The sequence below is a fragment of the Streptomyces sp. NPDC059092 genome (genome assembly GCF_042756365.1).
Classification (GTDB): Bacteria; Actinomycetota; Actinomycetes; order Streptomycetales; family Streptomycetaceae; genus Streptomyces.
Window position 1 is genome coordinate 41811 of sequence record NZ_JBHZEJ010000015.1, and the last position, 17266, is coordinate 59076.

Here is a 17266-nt window from a genome sequence, read left to right on the forward strand (position 1 = left end):
TCCTCTTCTCCGGGTCACTTCTTCGGGGTCATCGGCATGGACGTCACTACGGTGAAAGGAGGGTCGAGGTCGGGATCATAGGCGAGACGCGTCTCCACTCCTTTGACATCCACGGCCTTGTCCGAGGGGAAGGGGGAGTTCTTCATCTCGAACTTGTCGATGGCGCGTCCACTGATCTCATCCGGATTCGCCGGATGGGGCACGGTGATGTCCAGGCGTTTGTTCTGGGGATCCGGCTGGCCGGCGAGCCAACTCTCGATCTTCGCCGAGTTCTTGTCGATCGTGTACTGCGTCAGTCGCTGGGCCGAGTCCAGATCCGTGAACGTGGATGCCCTGGCAGGCATGGGCTGTCCGTGAGGCCATTCCGTTCCCGGCCGCGGTGGCTTCTTCAGATCGTCCCGCAGACGCTGCGCGAGCTGGTCGTCGGTCAGGCCGACGTGCTTGTTGACCGTGTGGGAGTTGTTCAGCCACTCGCTGGACGCCAGGTCGATCTGGTAGATGCCCTGAGCCGCGTCGCCTTCGTTCGTCCACCGATGACGCGGCTTGAACTCGTCCATCGAGCGTGCGCCGAACGCCTCCGCCCGGGCCTCCTGCGCCTCGTACGTCGGCGCGCTCTGATACGCCTCCTCCAGTTCGGGGAGGAGGCCGAGGAGGGCGGTGGCCGATTCGTGGAACGCCTTCTGGTATTTGTCCACGGCGGCGTCCACTCCCGACTTGTCCATGTAGGAGCGGAAGGTGAGAACGATCTCGATGAAGGCCGCGCCGGCCGCGAGCCGGGTGAGCTCCCCGAGGTCGAGGTCGGTCAGATCTCTCGCCGTGGCCCTGGCGGCCTCGCCGCCCAGCCGGGAGGTGGTCTCTGTGGTGGTGTCCTTGACGGTCGCCAAAAGATCGAACTCCTTCTTCACCGCGTTCGCGGTTTTCTGGAGCACTTCGATGATGGGCTGCCGCTCGCCGGGCTTCTTCGACGGGTTGGTCCGCCATTCCCGGCCCCCGGACGCGCCCTTGGGTACCGCTGTACCGTCCGGGTTCCGTGGCTCCCCCCAGGCCGTGGTGCCCCAGATCGACTGACAGAAGCCGTTCATCGCGGCCTGCCACTCGCTGTTCCCCTCGTCCGTCAGATAGCTGATGATGTCGGCGAAGTTCTTCGCGGACTTCTTCGCGTCCTCGCCCGCACGGTGCCAGGCGCTGCCGATACTCCGCAGACCTTCCGCGTCGGCGCCCGGCGTGATGTCGTGCGTCTTTCCGAGTCTGAGGCCTTCTTTGATGGCGGGGCGGGCCAGATCGGCGACGAGATCGGGAAAATTACCCGCCTCCGCGACGCCTGGTATGTCGCTGTCGTCCCCCGTCCCCGTCCACTTGACGGACGTGACGGGTTTGCAGCGGATATTGCCGAGAACGGACGGCAACTCCCTCCGGGGCGGCGGACCCTGTTGCCTCCTGGCGTACCAGTCCGAGGCCTGGTAGTGATTGGCCGTCTGGGTGAGTCCGACCGATACCCCACCGATGCTCCGGATACTTCTGCCCCAGACCTCCAGGAAGAGCTTTGCCACCTTGTCGTACGCGGCCGCGAAGGCGTCGGGTCCTTCGCCCTTTCCCGCGGCCTGTCCCTGATCGGAGTCGTCCGACAGCCGGATCGCCGCCGAATAGAAGGCGAACTGCTCGTCACACAGCAGTTCGGCTGTGTAGTAGACGTGTGATGCCCTGATGTCGAAGCCACCGCCACTGTCCGGTGGCGGCGGCTTCAAGTCCTTCAGCTCTTGGGCACGCTTGCGGCGCGCGGAATTGGTGTCCTCGCGGGAGATGTCCTGGCCGTTCGGGTCTTCGAGGGATCCCGGGGTGGGCTCCGGCGTCCTGCTCCCGTCCGGTGCGGAAGGGGCGGAGGAGCCGGGCGCGGAAGGGGTTGGACCAGGAGGGGCAGGCGTCGGACCAGGAGACGGCGGGGTGGTCATCAGGCGGCGCCCCAGCCGCGGAGTACCGCCCGGTGCGCGGCGGCGTAGTTGGTGTGGCCCGTGGTGACGACCTCATGGAGCCAGGCCTGGGCCGCCTGGAGGTCCTGCATCGACCGGTCCCACTTGTCGAGTTCGTCGACGAAAACGTCGCGGGCCTCCCCCTGCCAGGTCAGGACGGCCTTCTCGGTGCGGTCGTAGAGAGTGTCCAGGCGCTCGTTGAGCTGCTTGAGGATGTCCTCCAGCTCGCCGGCGAGGTCGCGCAGGGTGGTGAAACTGACCTTGATGAGGTCGTCGTCCGGCACGTGTTGTACCCCCGTACTGTGGTGAAGACGAGCGGATGGTCCGTCGCGCGGGTCAGAGGGAGTCCAGACGGCTCTGGGGCGGCGGAGTCTGTGGCGGTGGCTCCGATGACAAGTCCCGTGCCTCCCGTGCCACGTCGACCGCCGACTCGACACTCCGCATCTGCCGCAGTACCTCCAACTCCTGCTCGGTGAAACCGTCCCGGCTCAGCAGGGTCGCGCGTTCCAGAACGGCGAGGATCTCCCGGATCCGTACGGCGTCCTCGGCCGCGCCCTGGTGCAGTGCGCGATAGCCCTTGGCGGCCGAGCCCTGCCAGCCGGCCTCGATCCGGTCGACGATCGCGTCCATCCGCCGTACCTGCTGGTCCAGATGGCGCTGCATCTCGTCGAGATCACCGGAGAGAAGTGTGAGGTCGTCGCTCGACACATCGAGGTTCGGCTGGTCCACCATCTCAGTCCCCGTTTCGCCGCTGGTTCCCACCGCGCCGATCACCCGGCCGTCCGATGATCCCTCAATAAGCGAAACATCGTAGCAACGTTGTCCGTGGTACGGGCCCTGTCACAAGGGGAGTTACGGAGGACGGAGTCGGCTGACGCACCGTCGTTCCCCGTCACCCGGCGATGTCGAGGGCGGTTCCGTACAGCCGTCCGACCCTGAGCCGGATGACGACACGGCGCTCGGCGACCTGCTGGGCGAAGAACGCGGTCTCGTCCTCAAGGAGGTTCGGACGGGCGGCGGCGGGGAGCAGCGTGAGCAGTTCGCGGCCGACCGCGTCGCCGGGCGTGGTGGTGGGGTCGGAGACCTCGGCCTCGCCCTCCGCGACGGCGAAGGTCCAGTGGTCGTCGCTGGAGACGTGCAGCGCGGCAAGCGGGTTGTGCCCGATCTGGCGCACCTTGAGGCGGTCGGCGGTGCTGGAGAACCGTACGGTCCGTTCCTCGGGATCCCAGTGGTAGACCATGGTCGTCAGGTGAGGGTGGCCGTCACGCTTGACGGTGGCGAGGGTTCCGAACTGCCGCTCCCCGAGGAAATCGGAGAGCGCCGCGTCGGTCAGCGCGCGGGGGCCGGGGCCGCCGCTCCGCACCTTTTCCGCACCGGTGGTCCCAGTTGTCCCCGTGGTCGTTCCGGTGGTCTCTTCGGCTGCCATGCTGCGTGCCAACTGCCGGTGCGCCGGGGCTATTCCGGCGGGCCGACAGGGGTGGTGGCGGTGGCCGGGTGGCCCAGGAGCATCGTCGGGGCGCCGGCCACGCGGGTCAGGAAGACCGTGGTCGCGTGCGGGCCCTTGAGTTTGAGGCGGCGGCGCAGTTCTTCCGGTTCCACCGCCGAGCCGCGCTTCTTCACCGTCAGTACGCCGACCTCGCGGGTGCGCAGCAGCGCCTTGAGCTTCTTGAGGTTGAAGGGGAGTTCATCGGTGATCTCGTAGGCGGTGGCGTACGGGGTGGGGCGCAGTCCGTCGGCGGTGAGGTACGCGATCGTCTCGTCGATCAGCCGCCCGTCCAGCTCCTCGGCGACCTCCGCGACGAGATGCGCGCGGATGACGGCGCCGTCCGGCTCGTACAGGAAGCGGCCGACCGCGCGGACGGGCGGGTCGGGCAGGCCGCGTCCCGCGAGGGTGGTGGGGGCGGTGGGCGAGGTGCGGGGGGAGAGAAGCGTGGCGCGGCGGGTGCCGGGGGTGACAGGGGGGACGGAAGAGGAGGAGGTCGTTGCCCGCGGTCGCTTGCCCGCGTACCAGAGCACCGCCTCCTTGACATCACCGCCGTCCGAGATCCACTCCGCCTCGAAGTCGTCCGGGACCAGCTCGTGCGGAATGCCCGGCGCGATCTTGATCGCGCCCGCGCCCACCCGCCGTACCGCCTCCACCGCCCAGGACAGCGGCGGCGAGTACGCCTCAGGGGCGAAGATCCTGCCCCGGCCGCCGCGCCGCGCCGGGTCGATGAAGAGGGTGGTGGCCGCGGTCAGGTCGTACTCCAGGACGTCCGCGCGTGTCACGGTCGCGGGCGGGCCGCCGGGGGCCAGGGTCCGTACGTTCGATCGGGCCATCTCGCAGGTCAGCGGGTCGAGATCGACGGCGGAGACGGCGAAGCCCGCCCGCGCCAGCTCGATCGCGTCTCCGCCGACGCCGCAGCAGAGGTCCGTGATCCGGGGCGCGTCCCCGCCTTCCGGCGCCGCGAGGGTACGGAATCTGGCCGCCCGGTAGGCGGCGACCGAGCCGCGTGTGGCCTGCTCGACGCCGTTCGGCGTGAAGTACATGCGGTACGCGTCCGCCGCGCCGAACTTCGCCACCGCGCGCTGGCGCAGCCGTGCCTGCGCCAGCGCGGCGGAGACCAGCTCGGCCGGGTGATCGCGGCGCAGCCGGGTCGCGAGGGCGAGCTCCCCGGCGGGGTCGTGGTCGCGCAGCTCGGCGAGGAGGGCCTGGCCCTCGGGGGAGAGCAGGGGCGCGAGCGTCGAGGCGGGGGCGGAGGAGGGGGCGCGGTCGGTCACCCGGTCCATTGTGGGCCAGGCGAGGGATGGTGTGCGTCGGGCGGCGGTGTCGGCAGGGCGGAGGCTCCACGCGCTGACAGGATGCGGCGCCATGCAGCTAGTAAGACAAAAGGAACAAAAGGAAGCGGCTGGGGCGCACATCGCCGCTCAGGCGCCCCGGAACATCCGGTCCCGACGCGGCAGACGGTGCGCCGCCGCCCTGGCGACACTGCTCGTCGCCGCGGTCGGCTCGGGCTGCGCCTCCGGGGCGGGCGGCTCCGCGGGCGGGGCAGGGCACGGCCGGCCCGGTGAGCACGGCGGGCCCGGTGAGCACGGCCAGGCGGCCCCCGGCGCGCCCGACGGGCAGAAGGCGGGCGGCGCGGGGACGCTCTCGTACGCCGAGCAGACGCGCCGCACGCAGGCCGCGCGCGCCGTCGCGGCGAAGAAGTGGGGGCTCGCCAGTACGCCCCTGGCCGCGCCCCCCGCGCCCGCCGCCAAGCCGGAGATCGCCAACCGGAAGGGCTTCGAGATCGAGGACGAGGGGGAGGGCGAGAACCTGCCGCCCGTCTTCACCACCGTCCCGGTCAAGGACCGGGTCGTCTTCCTGACGATGGACGACGGTTCGGAGAAGGATCCCGACCTGCTGCGGATGATGACCGAGCTGAAGATCCCGTACACCGCCTTCCTCAGCGACTACGTCATCAACGACAACTACGGCTACTTCAAGCGGATGCAGGACCGCGGGGTCACCATCCAGAACCACACGCTCAACCACCCCTACCTGCCCGGACTCTCCTACGAGGAGCAGCGCACCGAGATCTGCGACCAGCAGGACAAGCTGGCGAAGCGTTACGGGAAGCGCCCCACGCTCTTCCGGCCGCCGTACGGCAACTACAACCACGACACGCTGCGCGCCGCCAAGACCTGCGGCGTACGGGCCGTGCCGCTCTGGACCGCCGAGGCCTATCCCGACCACATGGAGTGGCGCGAATGGGACCGGGACCTGCACCCCGGCGACATCGTCCTCACGCACTTCCGTGGCCGCGACGACTGGAAGGGCACCATGCCCGACATGATCCGGCACGCGATGAAGGTGATCACGGACAAGGGGTACGCCGTGGCCAGGCTGGAGGACTACGTATGAGACCCGCGCACCGGCTGCTGGCCGGAGTGCTGGCGGCCGGTGCGTTCCTCACCGCCGGCTGCGCGCAGTCGGTGGACCCCATCGAGCGGCTCGGTCGCAAGGCCGCGCAGAAGGTCGCCCCGGAGGTCCGGGAGATCCGAGGGGGCCGGGGCGCCTCGGGGGCGCCGGAGCCGGTCGCGCGCGCCGTGGTCGTACGCCGTGACTGCGGGCGTCCCGCGCCGCAGGGGCGGACGGGGGCGCGGACGGCGAAGTGCCGGGGCGTGGCGCGCCTGGCCCAGGGCACGGTTCACGGCGCGGTCCAGGGGGCGGTCCAGGGGGCGGCTCGCGGGGCACCGGCGCTGGAAGCGTCCCGTACCGACTGAACCGTACGTACGTCCCCGTGCGCCTCGGCCCGTACGCACGTTCCGGGTCCGTACCCGCGTGCGGAACGATGGCCCTTCCGCTCGCGTTTCCCCCTCGGGAGGGCGCGCCGCGATCATCCGTATTGGCACTCCGCTTGACCGAGTGCTAATCGCGGCCATAGTGTCAGTTCTGGCACTCCCCATTGGAGAGTGCCAAAGCGCGACTGACGGATCCGGCACCCGCGACGACGGGTCCATCTGGTCGCCACCCTCAGACAGTTAACCCCGTGAGATCTCCGAAGGGGGAGGTCGGATCGTGACGACCGCCAGCACCAAGGTTGCCATCAAGCCGCTAGAGGACCGCATTGTGGTCCAGCCGCTCGACGCCGAGCAGACCACGGCCTCTGGCCTGGTCATCCCGGACACTGCCAAGGAGAAGCCCCAAGAGGGCGTCGTCCTGGCTGTGGGCCCGGGCCGTTTCGAGAACGGCGAGCGGCTTCCGCTCGACGTTTCCGTCGGCGATGTCGTTCTGTACAGCAAGTACGGCGGCACCGAGGTGAAGTACAGCGGCGAGGAGTACCTCGTCCTCTCGGCTCGCGACGTGCTCGCGATCATCGAGAAGTAACTCACCCAAGATTTACTTTTGCTTTTGAGCTGCGCCCCTGGCCCCCCTGCGAATGCCGGGTGGACAGGGGCGCAGCTCATTTGAGAGGACAGAGAAGCTCCCATGGCGAAGATCCTGAAGTTCGACGAGGACGCCCGTCGCGCCCTTGAGCGCGGCGTCAACAAGCTTGCCGACACGGTGAAGGTGACGATCGGCCCCAAGGGCCGCAACGTCGTCATCGACAAGAAGTTCGGCGCCCCCACCATCACCAACGACGGTGTCACGATCGCCCGCGAGGTCGAGCTCGACGACCCGTACGAGAACCTGGGTGCCCAGCTCGTGAAGGAGGTGGCGACCAAGACCAACGACATCGCGGGTGACGGCACCACCACCGCCACCGTGCTGGCCCAGGCGCTGGTCCGCGAGGGCCTGCGCAACGTCGCCGCGGGTGCTTCCCCGGCCTCCCTGAAGAAGGGCATCGACGCCGCGGTCAAGGCCGTCTCCGACGAGCTGCTCGCGACGGCCCGCCCGATCGACGACAAGTCCGACATCGCCGCCGTCGCCGCGCTCTCCGCGCAGGACGAGCAGGTCGGCGAGCTCATCGCCGAGGCGATGGACAAGGTCGGCAAGGACGGTGTCATCACCGTCGAGGAGTCCAACACCTTCGGGCTGGAGCTGGACTTCACCGAGGGCATGGCCTTCGACAAGGGCTACCTGTCCCCCTACATGGTGACCGACCAGGAGCGTATGGAGGCCGTCCTCGACGACCCGTACATCCTGATCCACCAGGGCAAGATCGGCTCGATCCAGGACCTGCTCCCGCTGCTGGAGAAGGTCATCCAGGGCGGCAGCTCGAAGCCGCTGCTGATCATCGCCGAGGATGTCGAGGGCGAGGCGCTCTCCACCCTCGTCGTCAACAAGATCCGCGGCACCTTCAACGCGGTCGCGGTCAAGGCCCCCGGCTTCGGTGACCGCCGCAAGGCCATGCTCGGCGACATCGCCACCCTCACCGGTGCGACCGTCATCGCCGAGGAGGTCGGCCTCAAGCTCGACCAGGCCGGTCTGGACGTGCTGGGCTCCGCCCGCCGCGTCACCGTCACCAAGGACGACACGACCATCGTCGACGGTGCGGGTGCCGCCGACGAGATCACCGGCCGCGTCAACCAGATCAAGGCCGAGATCGAGTCCACGGACTCCGACTGGGACCGCGAGAAGCTCCAGGAGCGCCTCGCGAAGCTGGCCGGCGGCGTGTGCGTGATCCGGGTGGGCGCCGCCACCGAGGTGGAGCTGAAGGAGAAGAAGCACCGCCTGGAGGACGCCATCTCCGCGACCCGCGCCGCGGTCGAGGAGGGCATCGTCTCCGGTGGTGGCTCCGCTCTGGTGCACGCCGCCAAGGTGCTGGAGGGCAACCTCGGCAAGGAGGGCGACGAGGCCACCGGTGTCGCGGTCGTCCGCCGCGCCGTCGTCGAGCCGCTGCGCTGGATCGCCGAGAACGCCGGCCTTGAGGGCTACGTCATCACCTCGAAGGTGGCGGAGCTCGACAAGGGCCACGGCTTCAACGCCTCCTCCGGCGAGTACGTCGACCTGGTGAAGGCCGGCGTCATCGACCCGGTCAAGGTCACGCGCTCCGCCCTGGAGAACGCCGCGTCCATCGCCGCGCTGCTGCTCACGACCGAGACCCTGGTCGTCGAGAAGCCGGCCGAGGACGAGGCCGACGCGGGCCACGGCGGCCACGGCCACAGCCACTGAGTTCCGCCTCGCGGCTGAACCCCCGCCGCGGCTTTCTCCCGCGACGAGCAGCCGGGCCCGGTACCCCAGGAGGGGTGCCGGGCCTCGCCTGTTGCCCCGCGGTGCTTCCGCGCCGGCGGTGCCGACGTTGCTGCGGCGCCTTGATGCTGCTGGTGTTCGTAACCGCGTAACCGCGTAACCGCGTAACCGCGTAACCGCGTAACCGCGTAACCGCGTTACTGCGGGCCGTACTTGCGTCCTGTCTTCGACGTGACTCCACCGAGCAGCCCGCGCGGGGCCAGCTTCACCACACCCATCAGCGCCTTGTACCGCGGATCCGGTACGGACACGGTCTTCCCGCGCGCCAGATCGGCCAGCGCGGCCGTCACCAGCTTGTCCGCGTCCAGCCACATCCATCCCGGGATGTTGTCCGTGCCCATCCCGGCCCGGTCATGGAACTCGGTCCGTACGAAACCGGGGCACAGCGCCATCAGCCGCACCCCCGACCCTGTCAGATCCCGTGACACGCCCTGGGTGAACTGCACGACCCACGCCTTCGACGCGCCGTACGTTCCGCGCGGGAGGAACGCGGCGACCGACGCCACATTGACGACCCCGCCCCGTCCACGCGTCTTCATGCCGCCGACCCCGGCCGTGGTCAGCCGCAGCACCGCCTCGCAGTGCACCTTCAGCATCGTCAGCTCGTCGGCCATCGGGACATCGAGGAAACGGCCCTTGTTGGCGAAGCCCGCGTTGTTGACCAGCAGATCCACCGCGAGCCTGGGATCCGAGAGCCGTTTCTCCACCGACTCGATCCCGGCGTCCGTGGACAGGTCGGCGGTCAGCACCTCGGCCTCGATGCCGTGCGCGTCGTGCAGTTCGGTGGCCTGGTCGCGCAGGCGCTCGGTGTCGCGGGCCACGAGCACGAGGTTGTGCCCGTCCGCCGCCAGCCGTCGCGCGAAGGCGGCGCCGATGCCCGCCGTCGAGCCCGTAATCAGAGCAGTCGTCATACGCGCACGGTAGTGCCTGCGCCGCGGCGGCCCGGGCCCCGTCCAGAACCGTCCGCCCCCGCTCCGGCCGGGCGCCCACAGGACCTACCGGCGCCCGCCGTGCTTCTCCACATACTCCCGCGCGATCCTCGACTCCTCCCCGTGCAACGCCTCTCCGGCCGCGAGGACACGCGGCAGCAGCTCCCGCTCCGTCGTGACCGCCCGGAACGCCAGGCCCACCGTCACCTCGTGGTCCGGCCGGTGGACCACCTCGATCGGGTCACCCGCGCGGATCTCGCCCGGAGTGATGACCCGTAGATACGCGCCCGTCACCGCCCGCCGCGTGAAGCGCCTGACCCAGCCCTTCTCGCCCAGCCAGGTCTGGAACGTACGGCACGGAATCCGCCCGCTCGTCGTCTCCAGCACCACCTCGGAACCGATCCGCCAGCGCTCTCCGATCCGCGCGTTCGTGATGTCGAGGCCGGACGTCGTGAGATTCTCGCCGAACGTGCCGTTGGGGAGCGGCCGCCCCAACTCGCGCTCCCAGAAGTCGAGATCCTCCCGCGCGAACGCGTACACCGCCTGGTCGGTACCGCCGTGATGGCGCAGGTCGCAGACCGCGTCGCCCGAGAGTCCGCTCGCCCCCTCGCCCTTGCGGCCCGGGTCGGTCACCTGGACGGGACCCTCGACCGGGCGCTTGTCGATCCCCGTGGCACCGCCGGGCGCGTCCGTGTACTCCACGGTCTTCGGCCGTCCCACATTCACGGTCAGAAGCTTCATGGCCCACACGCTAACCACCCCCCGCCCAAGGGATCCACTCAATAATCATCGATACCCCAAGGATCACTTATATTCAGGACATGCGAGGAATGATCGAGGCCCGCCATCTCCGCGTGCTGCGCGCCGTGGCCGCCACCGGCTCCTTCTCGGCCGCCGCCCGCGAGCTGGGCTGTACGCAGCCCGCCGTCAGCCAGCAGATGAAGGCGCTCGAAACCTCCGCGCGGACGCCACTGATCGTCCGGACGGGCCGCGAGACGCGATTGACCCAGGCGGGTGAAGCCCTCGTACGGCACGCGACCGGCATCCTCGCCGGGCTCACCGCCGCGGAGGAGGAGATGGCCGCCATCGCCGGGCTGCGCGCGGGCCGGGTCCGGCTGGTCTCCTTCCCGAGCGGCAGTTCCACCCTCGTCCCCGCCGCGCTGGCGGCCCTGCGCGCCGCCCACCCCGGCACCCGCGTCTCACTCGTCGAGGCCGAGCCGCCCAGCTCGGCGGCGATGCTGCGGGACGGCGACTGCGAGGTGGCCCTGGCGTTCCGGTACGGCGGCTCCGAGGCGGAGTGGGAGGACCTGGTCGTCCGGCCACTGCTCAGGGACCGGCTCGTGGGCCTCGTCCCCGAAGGCCACCGGCTCGCGGACGCGGACGGGGTCGCGCTCGGTGAGTTCGCCGGCGAGCCGTGGATCGCGGGGTGCCCGCGCTGCCGTACCCAACTCGTCGACGCTTGTGGTGAGGCGGGGTTCACGCCCCGGATCGACTTCGCCACCGACGACTGTCCGGCTGTGGTCGGGCTGGTCGCGGCCGGGCTCGGGGTGGCGATGCTGCCGGAGCTGGCGATGGAGTCGGTCCGTACGGAAGGGGTGCGGGCGCTGAGGGTCGAGCCGTCCGTGGAACGGGAGATCGTCGCGCTCACGCTGCCGGACCTGGCGCGGGTCCCGGCCGTCGCGGCCATGCTGGACCAGCTCAGCCGCGCCGCCGCGCGCTGAGTCGCGGACGTGCTCGTCTCCGCCCCCGAAGGAGACAGGGGGGTGTGCTGAAACGTTTCTGCCGTGAGGTCGTGAGGAGAACCGCGTTCAGTCCACCCGGTGATGCCCTCCGGGGCCCGCGCCCCCGCCAGGCCCCGGCGCGCCCGCGGAAGCCGATGCCGACGGGGACGACGAGGGTGACGGCGGCGACGGCGCGGAGGCGTGCGCCGTGATCAGCCGGGTGCGCGCCCGCCCCATCAGCTCCTCACGTTCGTCCTCGGTCAGCCCGCCCCACACGCCGTACGGCTCCCGTACCGCCAGTGCGTGCGCCGCGCACTCCGCGCGGACCGGGCACCGCATGCACACCTCTTTCGCCGAGTTCTCACGCGCGCTTCGCGCCGCGCCCCTTTCCCCCTCCGGGTGGAAGAAGAGCGAACTGTCCACACCACGACAAGCTGCCAGGAGCTGCCAGTCCCACAGATCTGCGTTCGGTCCGGGAAGGCGGGAGAAATCTGCCATTGCTCATGTCCCCTTGAAACCGTGCTGAGGCGGATACGGGCCCGCTTGGACGCCGGGTTCGAGCCCGGCGCTTACCCGCACCGGTGCCCCCGACCGTACATCTACTATGTAAGTAGATGTAAATATGACTCATTGCGAATCTAGCCACAGACACCAGTAAAAGTGAAGAAAAGCCGCTAAATGGGGCATAGCTCCGACTGAACGCCGGAAGACCTGCCGCCGCTCTCCTCCGTGTGCGACTCCTTACGGGGAGTGCCGAAGTCGGCCGTCGGACCCGTAACTCTTTCGAGTGACCGTCGTTGAATGTGCGAGGCGGTTGAGAGAATGAGCGATCGGGCACATGTCCGAGAGCGTCAATCGCACAGGTGACATATGTACCCAGCCTGGAGGCTCAAGGTGACGCGCACTAGCTGCGGAGGACGGTCATGACATCCGTCCTCGTCTGCGACGACTCCCCGCTTGCCCGAGAGGCGCTTCGCCGCGCGGTCGCGACCGTGCCCGGTGTCGAGCGCGTGACGACCGCGGCCAACGGCGAGGAAGTCCTCCGCCGCTGGGGTGCCGATCGGTCGGATCTCATTCTGATGGACGTACGGATGCCCGGGCTCGGGGGGGTCGAGACCGTCCGCCGGCTGCTCTCGGCCGACCCCGGCGCCCGGATCATCATGCTCACGGTCGCGGAGGATCTGGACGGGGTCGCGCTCGCGGTCGCCGCCGGGGCCCGCGGCTATCTGCACAAGGACGCCTCGCGCGCCGAGCTGCGCGCGACGGTCACGCAGGCGCTCGCCGACCCGACCTGGCGGCTCGCCCCGCGCCGGCTCCGGTCGGCCGAGATGGGCGCGGCGCCGACGCTCACGGCGCGCGAGATCCAGGTGCTCGAAGGCATGAGCCACGGTCGCTCCAACGCAGAGATCGGCCGTGAGCTGTTCCTTTCCGAGGACACGGTCAAGACGCACGCCCGGCGGCTCTTCAAGAAACTCGGCGCCTCCGACCGGGCACACGCGGTGGCGCTCGGCTTCCGCTGGGGCCTGGTCCGCTGACGTACGACCGGTCCTGACCCCTCGCCCGCCGGCGGTTTCCGACGGCGGGCGGGCCGGCGTTCCGGCGCTGTGTGCGCGGGCGTCGCGGCGCCGCGCGAAGTGACTTCCGGGCGCCGGGTGAGGCAACGTACGTCCGTACACACCCGTTTCCCGCGCAATGCCGCATCCTTGAGATGTGGACTTCCACGGGGACGAGTCGGACGAGCGCGAGGGGAGGGCGCAGGAGATGAGTTCTGCCGCACCCGCTCATAACGCTTCGGTGCACAACTACGGACACAGTGCCACCGATCAACAGCCGCCAAGGCACCATGGACCGATGCGCGAAGACGAGCCCACGGTGATTGGTGCGCTCGTTCACCGCGCCGTCGACGGTGACGAACGGGCCACGCACGACCTTCTGGCCCGTGTGCACCCGCTCGCGCTGCGCTACTGCCGTACGAGACTCAACCGGCTGCCGGGTGACGCGCGCCACTTCGTCGAGGACCTCGCACAGGAGGTCTGTGTCGCCGTACTGATGGCGCTGCCGCGCTACCGCGACACCGGACGGCCCTTCGAGGCGTTCGTCTTCGCCATCGCCGGACACAAGGTCGCCGACCTCCAGCGGGCCGCCATGCGGCACCCGGGATCCACGGCCGTGCCGTCCGACGAGATGCCCGAGCGCCCCGACGACTCACTGGGCCCCGAGGAGCGCGCGCTCCTCAGCAGCGATGCCGAGTGGGCCAAGAAACTGCTGGCCAACCTGCCGGAGAACCAGCGCGAGCTGCTGGTGCTGCGGGTCGCCGTCGGGCTCACGGCGGAAGAGACCGGGCAGATGCTGGGCATGTCCCCGGGAGCGGTACGGGTCGCCCAGCACCGCGCGCTGAGCAGACTGCGGGCGCTCGCGGAGCAGTGACGGGCGTGACGCGGGCGCGGACCGGGCGTACACCGGGCGTGCCCCCGGGGGCGCGTGCGCGCGTGCGCGGCCGTTCGCCGTACGAACGTACAAAGCCGGATCGGTGATCTCAAGCGTGGAATGAGAGGCCCGCAGAGGCCGTTAGCATGGACATCCGCACCGATCAAGGCCATTTGGGGAAGGTGTCATGACTGCAAACGTCGACGGAGTGCCCGAGAAGTTCGCGACACTCGGGCTGACATACGACGACGTGCTGCTGCTGCCGGGCGCCTCGGAAGTGCTGCCGAACCAGGTGGACACCGCGTCTCTGGTCTCGCGGAACGTCAAGGTGAACATCCCGCTGCTCTCCGCGGCGATGGACAAGGTCACCGAGGCCCGCATGGCGATCGCCATGGCGCGGCAGGGCGGCGTCGGGGTGCTGCACCGCAACCTCTCCATCGCCGACCAGGCCAACCAGGTCGACCTGGTGAAGCGCTCCGAGTCCGGCATGGTGACCGACCCGATCACGGTCCACCCGGACGCGACGCTCGCCGAGGCGGACCAGCTCTGCGCCAAGTTCCGGATCAGCGGCGTCCCGGTCACCGACCGCGCGGGCAAGCTGCTCGGCATCGTCACCAACCGTGACATGGCCTTCGAGGCGGACCGTACGCGCCAGGTGCGCGAGGTCATGACCCCGATGCCGCTGGTCACCGGCAAGGTCGGCATCTCCGGCGTGGACGCCATGCAGCTTCTGCGCCGTCACAAGATCGAGAAGCTGCCGCTGGTCGACGACGCGGGCATCCTCAAGGGCCTCATCACCGTCAAGGACTTCGTCAAGGCCGAGAAGTACCCGAACGCGGCCAAGGACGCCGAGGGCAGGCTGCTCGTCGGCGCGGCCGTCGGCGCCAGCCCGGAGGCGCTGGAACGCGCCCAGGCGCTGGTCGCCGCGGGCGTCGACTTCCTCGTCGTGGACACCTCGCACGGCCACAACAGCAACGCGCTGAGCTGGATGTCCAAGATCAAGTCGTCGGTCTCCGTCGACATCATCGGCGGCAACGTCGCCACCCGCGACGGCGCCCAGGCGCTGATCGACGCGGGTGTGGACGGCGTCAAGGTCGGCGTGGGCCCCGGCTCGATCTGTACGACCCGTGTCGTCGCCGGCATCGGCGTACCGCAGGTCACAGCGATCTACGAGGCGGCCGTGGCGTGCCAGGCGGCCGGAGTCCCGGTCATCGGCGACGGCGGCCTCCAGTACTCCGGCGACATCGGCAAGGCGCTCGCGGCCGGGGCCAGCACGGTCATGCTCGGCAGCCTGCTCGCCGGGTGCGAGGAGTCGCCGGGCGAGCTGCAGTTCATCAACGGCAAGCAGTTCAAGTCGTACCGCGGCATGGGCTCGCTCGGCGCGATGCAGTCACGTGGCCAGGGCCGCTCCTTCTCGAAGGACCGCTACTTCCAGGCCGAGGTCTCCTCCGACGACAAGCTCGTCCCCGAGGGCATCGAGGGCCAGGTCCCCTACCGGGGCCCCCTCTCCGCCGTACTGCACCAGCTCATCGGCGGACTCCGTCAGACGATGGGATACGTGGGCGCGGCGTCCATCGACGAGATGGAGCGCAAGGGCCGCTTCGTACGGATCACGTCGGCGGGCCTCAAGGAGAGCCACCCGCACGACATCCAGATGACGGTCGAGGCGCCGAACTACACGGGCCGCTGACGCGCCGTACCCGGCCGGTGAAAGCCTCCTCCCCGTGCTGGTCGTCCACCTGGGCGGCTTCACGCGGGTCCTCCCTGAGGAGTGACCGCGGGGATACGGGGATACTGGGACGGCAGACGTAGAGGAAAGGCCACACATCGTGACTGAGATCGAGATCGGGCGCGGCAAGCGCGGCCGCAGGGCGTACGCCTTCGACGACATCGCCGTCGTCCCCAGCCGGCGCACCCGGGACCCGAAGGAGGTCTCGATCGCCTGGCAGATCGACGCCTACCGGTTCGAGCTGCCGTTCCTGGCCGCTCCGATGGACTCCGTGGTCTCGCCGAGCACCGCCATCCGCATCGGCGAGATGGGCGGTCTGGGCGTCCTCAACCTGGAGGGTCTGTGGACCCGGTACGAGGACCCCGAGCCGCTGCTCGAAGAGATCGCCGAGCTGGACGAGTCGAGTGCGAACCGCAGGCTTCAGGAGATCTACGCCGAGCCGATCAAGGAAGAGCTGATCGGCCGGCGGATCAAGGAGGTGCGGGACTCGGGCGTCGTCACGGCCGCCGCGCTCTCGCCGCAGCGCACCGCGCAGTTCTCCAAGGCCGTCGTGGACGCCGGGGTCGACATCTTCGTCATCCGCGGTACGACGGTCTCCGCCGAGCACGTCTCGGGGGCCGCCGAGCCGCTCAACCTGAAGCAGTTCATCTACGAGCTGGACGTCCCGGTCATCGTCGGCGGCTGTGCCACGTACACCGCGGCCCTGCACCTGATGCGTACCGGCGCGGCGGGCGTGCTGGTCGGCTTCGGCGGCGGCGCGGCGCACACCACCCGTAACGTGCTGGGCATCCAGGTGCCGATGGCGACGGCCGTCGCGGATGTCGCGGCGGCCCGCCGCGACTACATGGACGAGTCCGGCGGCCGGTACGTGCACGTCATCGCGGACGGCGGCGTCGGCTGGTCCGGCGACCTGCCCAAGGCGATCGCGTGCGGCGCGGACTCGGTGATGATCGGCTCCCCGCTGGCCCGGGCGACGGACGCGCCGGGCAAGGGGCGCCACTGGGGCATGGAGGCCGTCCACGAGGACGTGCCGCGCGGCAAGCTGGTGGACCTGGGCATCGTCGGCACGACGGAGGAGGTCCTGACGGGCCCCTCGCACATCCCGGACGGGTCGATGAACTTCTTCGGTGCCCTGAGGCGGGCCATGGCGACGACGGGCTACAGCGAGCTGAAGGAGTTCCAGCGCGTCGAGGTGACGGTCGCGGACTCGCAGCACCGCCGCTGACCACTGCCCTGGACAGAGTGTTTCGAGAAGGCCGCTTCCCAGGAAGCGGCCTTCTCGCTGCACGCGTGCGGCCGTCTCCCTCAAGGGGCGGCCTTCTTCCAGAGTTCTTCCAGCTAGGAGTTGGCCTTCTTCGCGCCCGAGAACGCGGCGAACGCGGCCAGGGCGAAGAAGAGGAACGTCATGACGTCCTTGCCCTCGTTCCAGGCATCGGTCAGCAGACCGAAGTGGTCGAGGAAGACGTCCGTCGCGGAGACGTTCAGCTCCTTGGCGACGATGATCGCGATGCCCACGATCTGGCCGAGGTAGACGGCGCCCAGCGCCAGCGCGCCGCTGACGACCGGCAGGACGGGGTTGGTGCCGCCCACCTTGCCCGCGACGAGCCCGATCAGGAAGCCCACCCCGATGGCCGCCCAGCCGATCTCCCGCTCGATGGCCCCGGCGATCCCGCCGTAGACACCGGCGGCGACGAGAGCGGTGACCAGAGCCGCCGCCAGGCCGAGCGCGATGTTGTCACGGGCGGGGGCGGGCGGAGGGGCGAACGGCGCGGGCGGCACGGCACCCGGGGCGAAGGGATTGCCGGGAGGTGGAACGGACTGGCTCATGGTGAAAGATC

General features: G+C 69.8%; 18 protein-coding genes. 9 read left to right on the forward strand and 9 right to left on the reverse strand.

Annotation, left to right across the window (positions count from 1 at the left end; all coding sequences use genetic code 11):
- Positions 1–14 precede the first annotated feature (14 nt).
- The 5 genes from ACFXPL_RS12030 to ACFXPL_RS12050 all read right to left on the reverse strand — a co-directional run bounded on the left by ACFXPL_RS12030 (position 15) and on the right by ACFXPL_RS12050 (position 4736).
- Complete coding sequence (locus tag ACFXPL_RS12030; protein WP_384916511.1) at positions 15–1745, reverse strand: RNase A-like domain-containing protein; 1731 nt, start codon at positions 1743–1745, stop codon at positions 15–17.
- A gap of 203 nt (positions 1746–1948) precedes the next feature.
- A complete protein-coding gene (locus tag ACFXPL_RS12035) occupies positions 1949–2251 on the reverse strand; it encodes a WXG100 family type VII secretion target (RefSeq protein WP_384916513.1) in 303 nt (100 codons plus the stop codon).
- A 52-nt stretch (positions 2252–2303) separates the two neighbouring features.
- Complete coding sequence (locus tag ACFXPL_RS12040; protein ID WP_384916515.1) at positions 2304–2699, reverse strand: WXG100 family type VII secretion target; 396 nt, start codon at positions 2697–2699, stop codon at positions 2304–2306.
- Positions 2700–2859: 160 nt separating this feature from the next.
- Complete coding sequence (locus ACFXPL_RS12045; protein WP_384916518.1) at positions 2860–3393, reverse strand: pyridoxamine 5'-phosphate oxidase family protein; 534 nt, start codon at positions 3391–3393, stop codon at positions 2860–2862.
- 29 nt (positions 3394–3422) lie between these two features.
- Positions 3423–4736, reverse strand: a complete 1314-nt coding sequence (locus ACFXPL_RS12050; protein ID WP_384916521.1) for an SAM-dependent methyltransferase — start codon at positions 4734–4736, stop codon at positions 3423–3425.
- Between the two features lie 82 nt (positions 4737–4818).
- Here ACFXPL_RS12050 and ACFXPL_RS12055 point away from each other — a divergent pair, with 82 nt between their 5' ends.
- The 4 genes from ACFXPL_RS12055 (at position 4819) to groL (ending at position 8544) form a co-directional block, all read left to right on the forward strand.
- Positions 4819–5850 (forward strand): polysaccharide deacetylase family protein, encoded by a 1032-nt coding sequence (locus tag ACFXPL_RS12055; RefSeq protein ID WP_384916523.1) that lies wholly within the window; start codon positions 4819–4821, stop codon positions 5848–5850.
- A complete protein-coding gene (locus ACFXPL_RS12060) occupies positions 5847–6212 on the forward strand; it encodes a hypothetical protein (RefSeq protein ID WP_384916526.1) in 366 nt (121 codons plus the stop codon). The genes ACFXPL_RS12055 and ACFXPL_RS12060 overlap by 4 nt, the downstream gene beginning before the upstream one ends.
- Positions 6213–6507: 295 nt before the next feature.
- Entirely contained in the window at positions 6508–6816 is a 309-nt protein-coding gene (gene groES / locus ACFXPL_RS12065; protein WP_023539274.1) for a co-chaperone GroES, read from the forward strand.
- A 102-nt stretch (positions 6817–6918) separates the two neighbouring features.
- Positions 6919–8544 (forward strand): chaperonin GroEL, encoded by a 1626-nt coding sequence (groL, locus tag ACFXPL_RS12070; RefSeq protein ID WP_384916530.1) that lies wholly within the window; start codon positions 6919–6921, stop codon positions 8542–8544.
- A gap of 215 nt (positions 8545–8759) precedes the next feature.
- Here the strand turns inward: groL and ACFXPL_RS12075 are convergent, their stop codons facing one another.
- Together ACFXPL_RS12075 and ACFXPL_RS12080 are read right to left on the reverse strand one after the other, a co-directional pair.
- Entirely contained in the window at positions 8760–9533 is a 774-nt protein-coding gene (locus ACFXPL_RS12075) for an SDR family NAD(P)-dependent oxidoreductase (RefSeq protein WP_384916532.1), read from the reverse strand.
- Between the two features lie 84 nt (positions 9534–9617).
- Positions 9618–10292, reverse strand: a complete 675-nt coding sequence (locus tag ACFXPL_RS12080; RefSeq protein ID WP_384916535.1) for an MOSC domain-containing protein — start codon at positions 10290–10292, stop codon at positions 9618–9620.
- An 89-nt stretch (positions 10293–10381) separates the two neighbouring features.
- Between ACFXPL_RS12080 and ACFXPL_RS12085 the strand changes: the two genes are divergently transcribed.
- A complete protein-coding gene (locus ACFXPL_RS12085) occupies positions 10382–11272 on the forward strand; it encodes a LysR family transcriptional regulator (RefSeq protein WP_384916699.1) in 891 nt (296 codons plus the stop codon).
- Between the two features lie 87 nt (positions 11273–11359).
- On the opposite strand, the gene ACFXPL_RS12090 is transcribed toward ACFXPL_RS12085, so the two are convergent.
- On the reverse strand, positions 11360–11770 hold the full coding sequence (locus ACFXPL_RS12090; RefSeq protein ID WP_384916538.1) for a WhiB family transcriptional regulator: 411 nt from the start codon (positions 11768–11770) through the stop codon (positions 11360–11362).
- A 425-nt stretch (positions 11771–12195) separates the two neighbouring features.
- On the opposite strand from ACFXPL_RS12090, the gene ACFXPL_RS12095 reads away from it, so the two are divergent.
- From ACFXPL_RS12095 to ACFXPL_RS12110, 4 genes are all read left to right on the forward strand, one after another.
- On the forward strand, positions 12196–12807 hold the full coding sequence (locus ACFXPL_RS12095; protein WP_003948568.1) for a response regulator transcription factor: 612 nt from the start codon (positions 12196–12198) through the stop codon (positions 12805–12807).
- 316 nt (positions 12808–13123) lie between these two features.
- Positions 13124–13699: a sigma-70 family RNA polymerase sigma factor gene (locus tag ACFXPL_RS12100; RefSeq protein WP_329828701.1), complete on the forward strand. Its 576-nt coding sequence runs from the start codon at positions 13124–13126 to the stop codon at positions 13697–13699.
- A 187-nt stretch (positions 13700–13886) separates the two neighbouring features.
- Positions 13887–15389, forward strand: coding sequence for an IMP dehydrogenase (gene guaB / locus ACFXPL_RS12105; protein WP_384916541.1), 1503 nt, complete (start codon positions 13887–13889; stop codon positions 15387–15389).
- A gap of 139 nt (positions 15390–15528) precedes the next feature.
- The gene (locus tag ACFXPL_RS12110) at positions 15529–16653 is read left to right on the forward strand and encodes a GuaB3 family IMP dehydrogenase-related protein (protein ID WP_384916545.1); all 1125 of its coding nucleotides are present in this window, start codon (positions 15529–15531) and stop codon (positions 16651–16653) included.
- A 113-nt stretch (positions 16654–16766) separates the two neighbouring features.
- Here the strand turns inward: ACFXPL_RS12110 and ACFXPL_RS12115 are convergent, their stop codons facing one another.
- Positions 16767–17255, reverse strand: coding sequence for a hypothetical protein (locus ACFXPL_RS12115; protein ID WP_384916548.1), 489 nt, complete (start codon positions 17253–17255; stop codon positions 16767–16769).
- Positions 17256–17266: the final 11 nt, after the last annotated feature.

Coding starts and splice junctions, on each gene's coding strand:
- ACFXPL_RS12040 (WP_384916515.1), bottom strand. CDS start 2,699: ATGGTGGACCAGCCGAACCTCGATGTGTCGAGCGACGACCTCACACTT.
- ACFXPL_RS12045 (WP_384916518.1), bottom strand. CDS start 3,393: ATGGCAGCCGAAGAGACCACCGGAACGACCACGGGGACAACTGGGACC.
- ACFXPL_RS12050 (WP_384916521.1), bottom strand. CDS start 4,736: ATGGACCGGGTGACCGACCGCGCCCCCTCCTCCGCCCCCGCCTCGACG.
- ACFXPL_RS12055 (WP_384916523.1), top strand. CDS start 4,819: ATGCAGCTAGTAAGACAAAAGGAACAAAAGGAAGCGGCTGGGGCGCAC.
- ACFXPL_RS12060 (WP_384916526.1), top strand. CDS start 5,847: ATGAGACCCGCGCACCGGCTGCTGGCCGGAGTGCTGGCGGCCGGTGCG.
- groL (WP_384916530.1), top strand. CDS start 6,919: ATGGCGAAGATCCTGAAGTTCGACGAGGACGCCCGTCGCGCCCTTGAG.
- ACFXPL_RS12075 (WP_384916532.1), bottom strand. CDS start 9,533: ATGACGACTGCTCTGATTACGGGCTCGACGGCGGGCATCGGCGCCGCC.
- ACFXPL_RS12080 (WP_384916535.1), bottom strand. CDS start 10,292: ATGAAGCTTCTGACCGTGAATGTGGGACGGCCGAAGACCGTGGAGTAC.
- ACFXPL_RS12085 (WP_384916699.1), top strand. CDS start 10,382: ATGATCGAGGCCCGCCATCTCCGCGTGCTGCGCGCCGTGGCCGCCACC.
- ACFXPL_RS12090 (WP_384916538.1), bottom strand. CDS start 11,770: ATGGCAGATTTCTCCCGCCTTCCCGGACCGAACGCAGATCTGTGGGAC.
- ACFXPL_RS12095 (WP_003948568.1), top strand. CDS start 12,196: ATGACATCCGTCCTCGTCTGCGACGACTCCCCGCTTGCCCGAGAGGCG.
- ACFXPL_RS12100 (WP_329828701.1), top strand. CDS start 13,124: ATGCGCGAAGACGAGCCCACGGTGATTGGTGCGCTCGTTCACCGCGCC.
- guaB (WP_384916541.1), top strand. CDS start 13,887: ATGACTGCAAACGTCGACGGAGTGCCCGAGAAGTTCGCGACACTCGGG.
- ACFXPL_RS12115 (WP_384916548.1), bottom strand. CDS start 17,255: ATGAGCCAGTCCGTTCCACCTCCCGGCAATCCCTTCGCCCCGGGTGCC.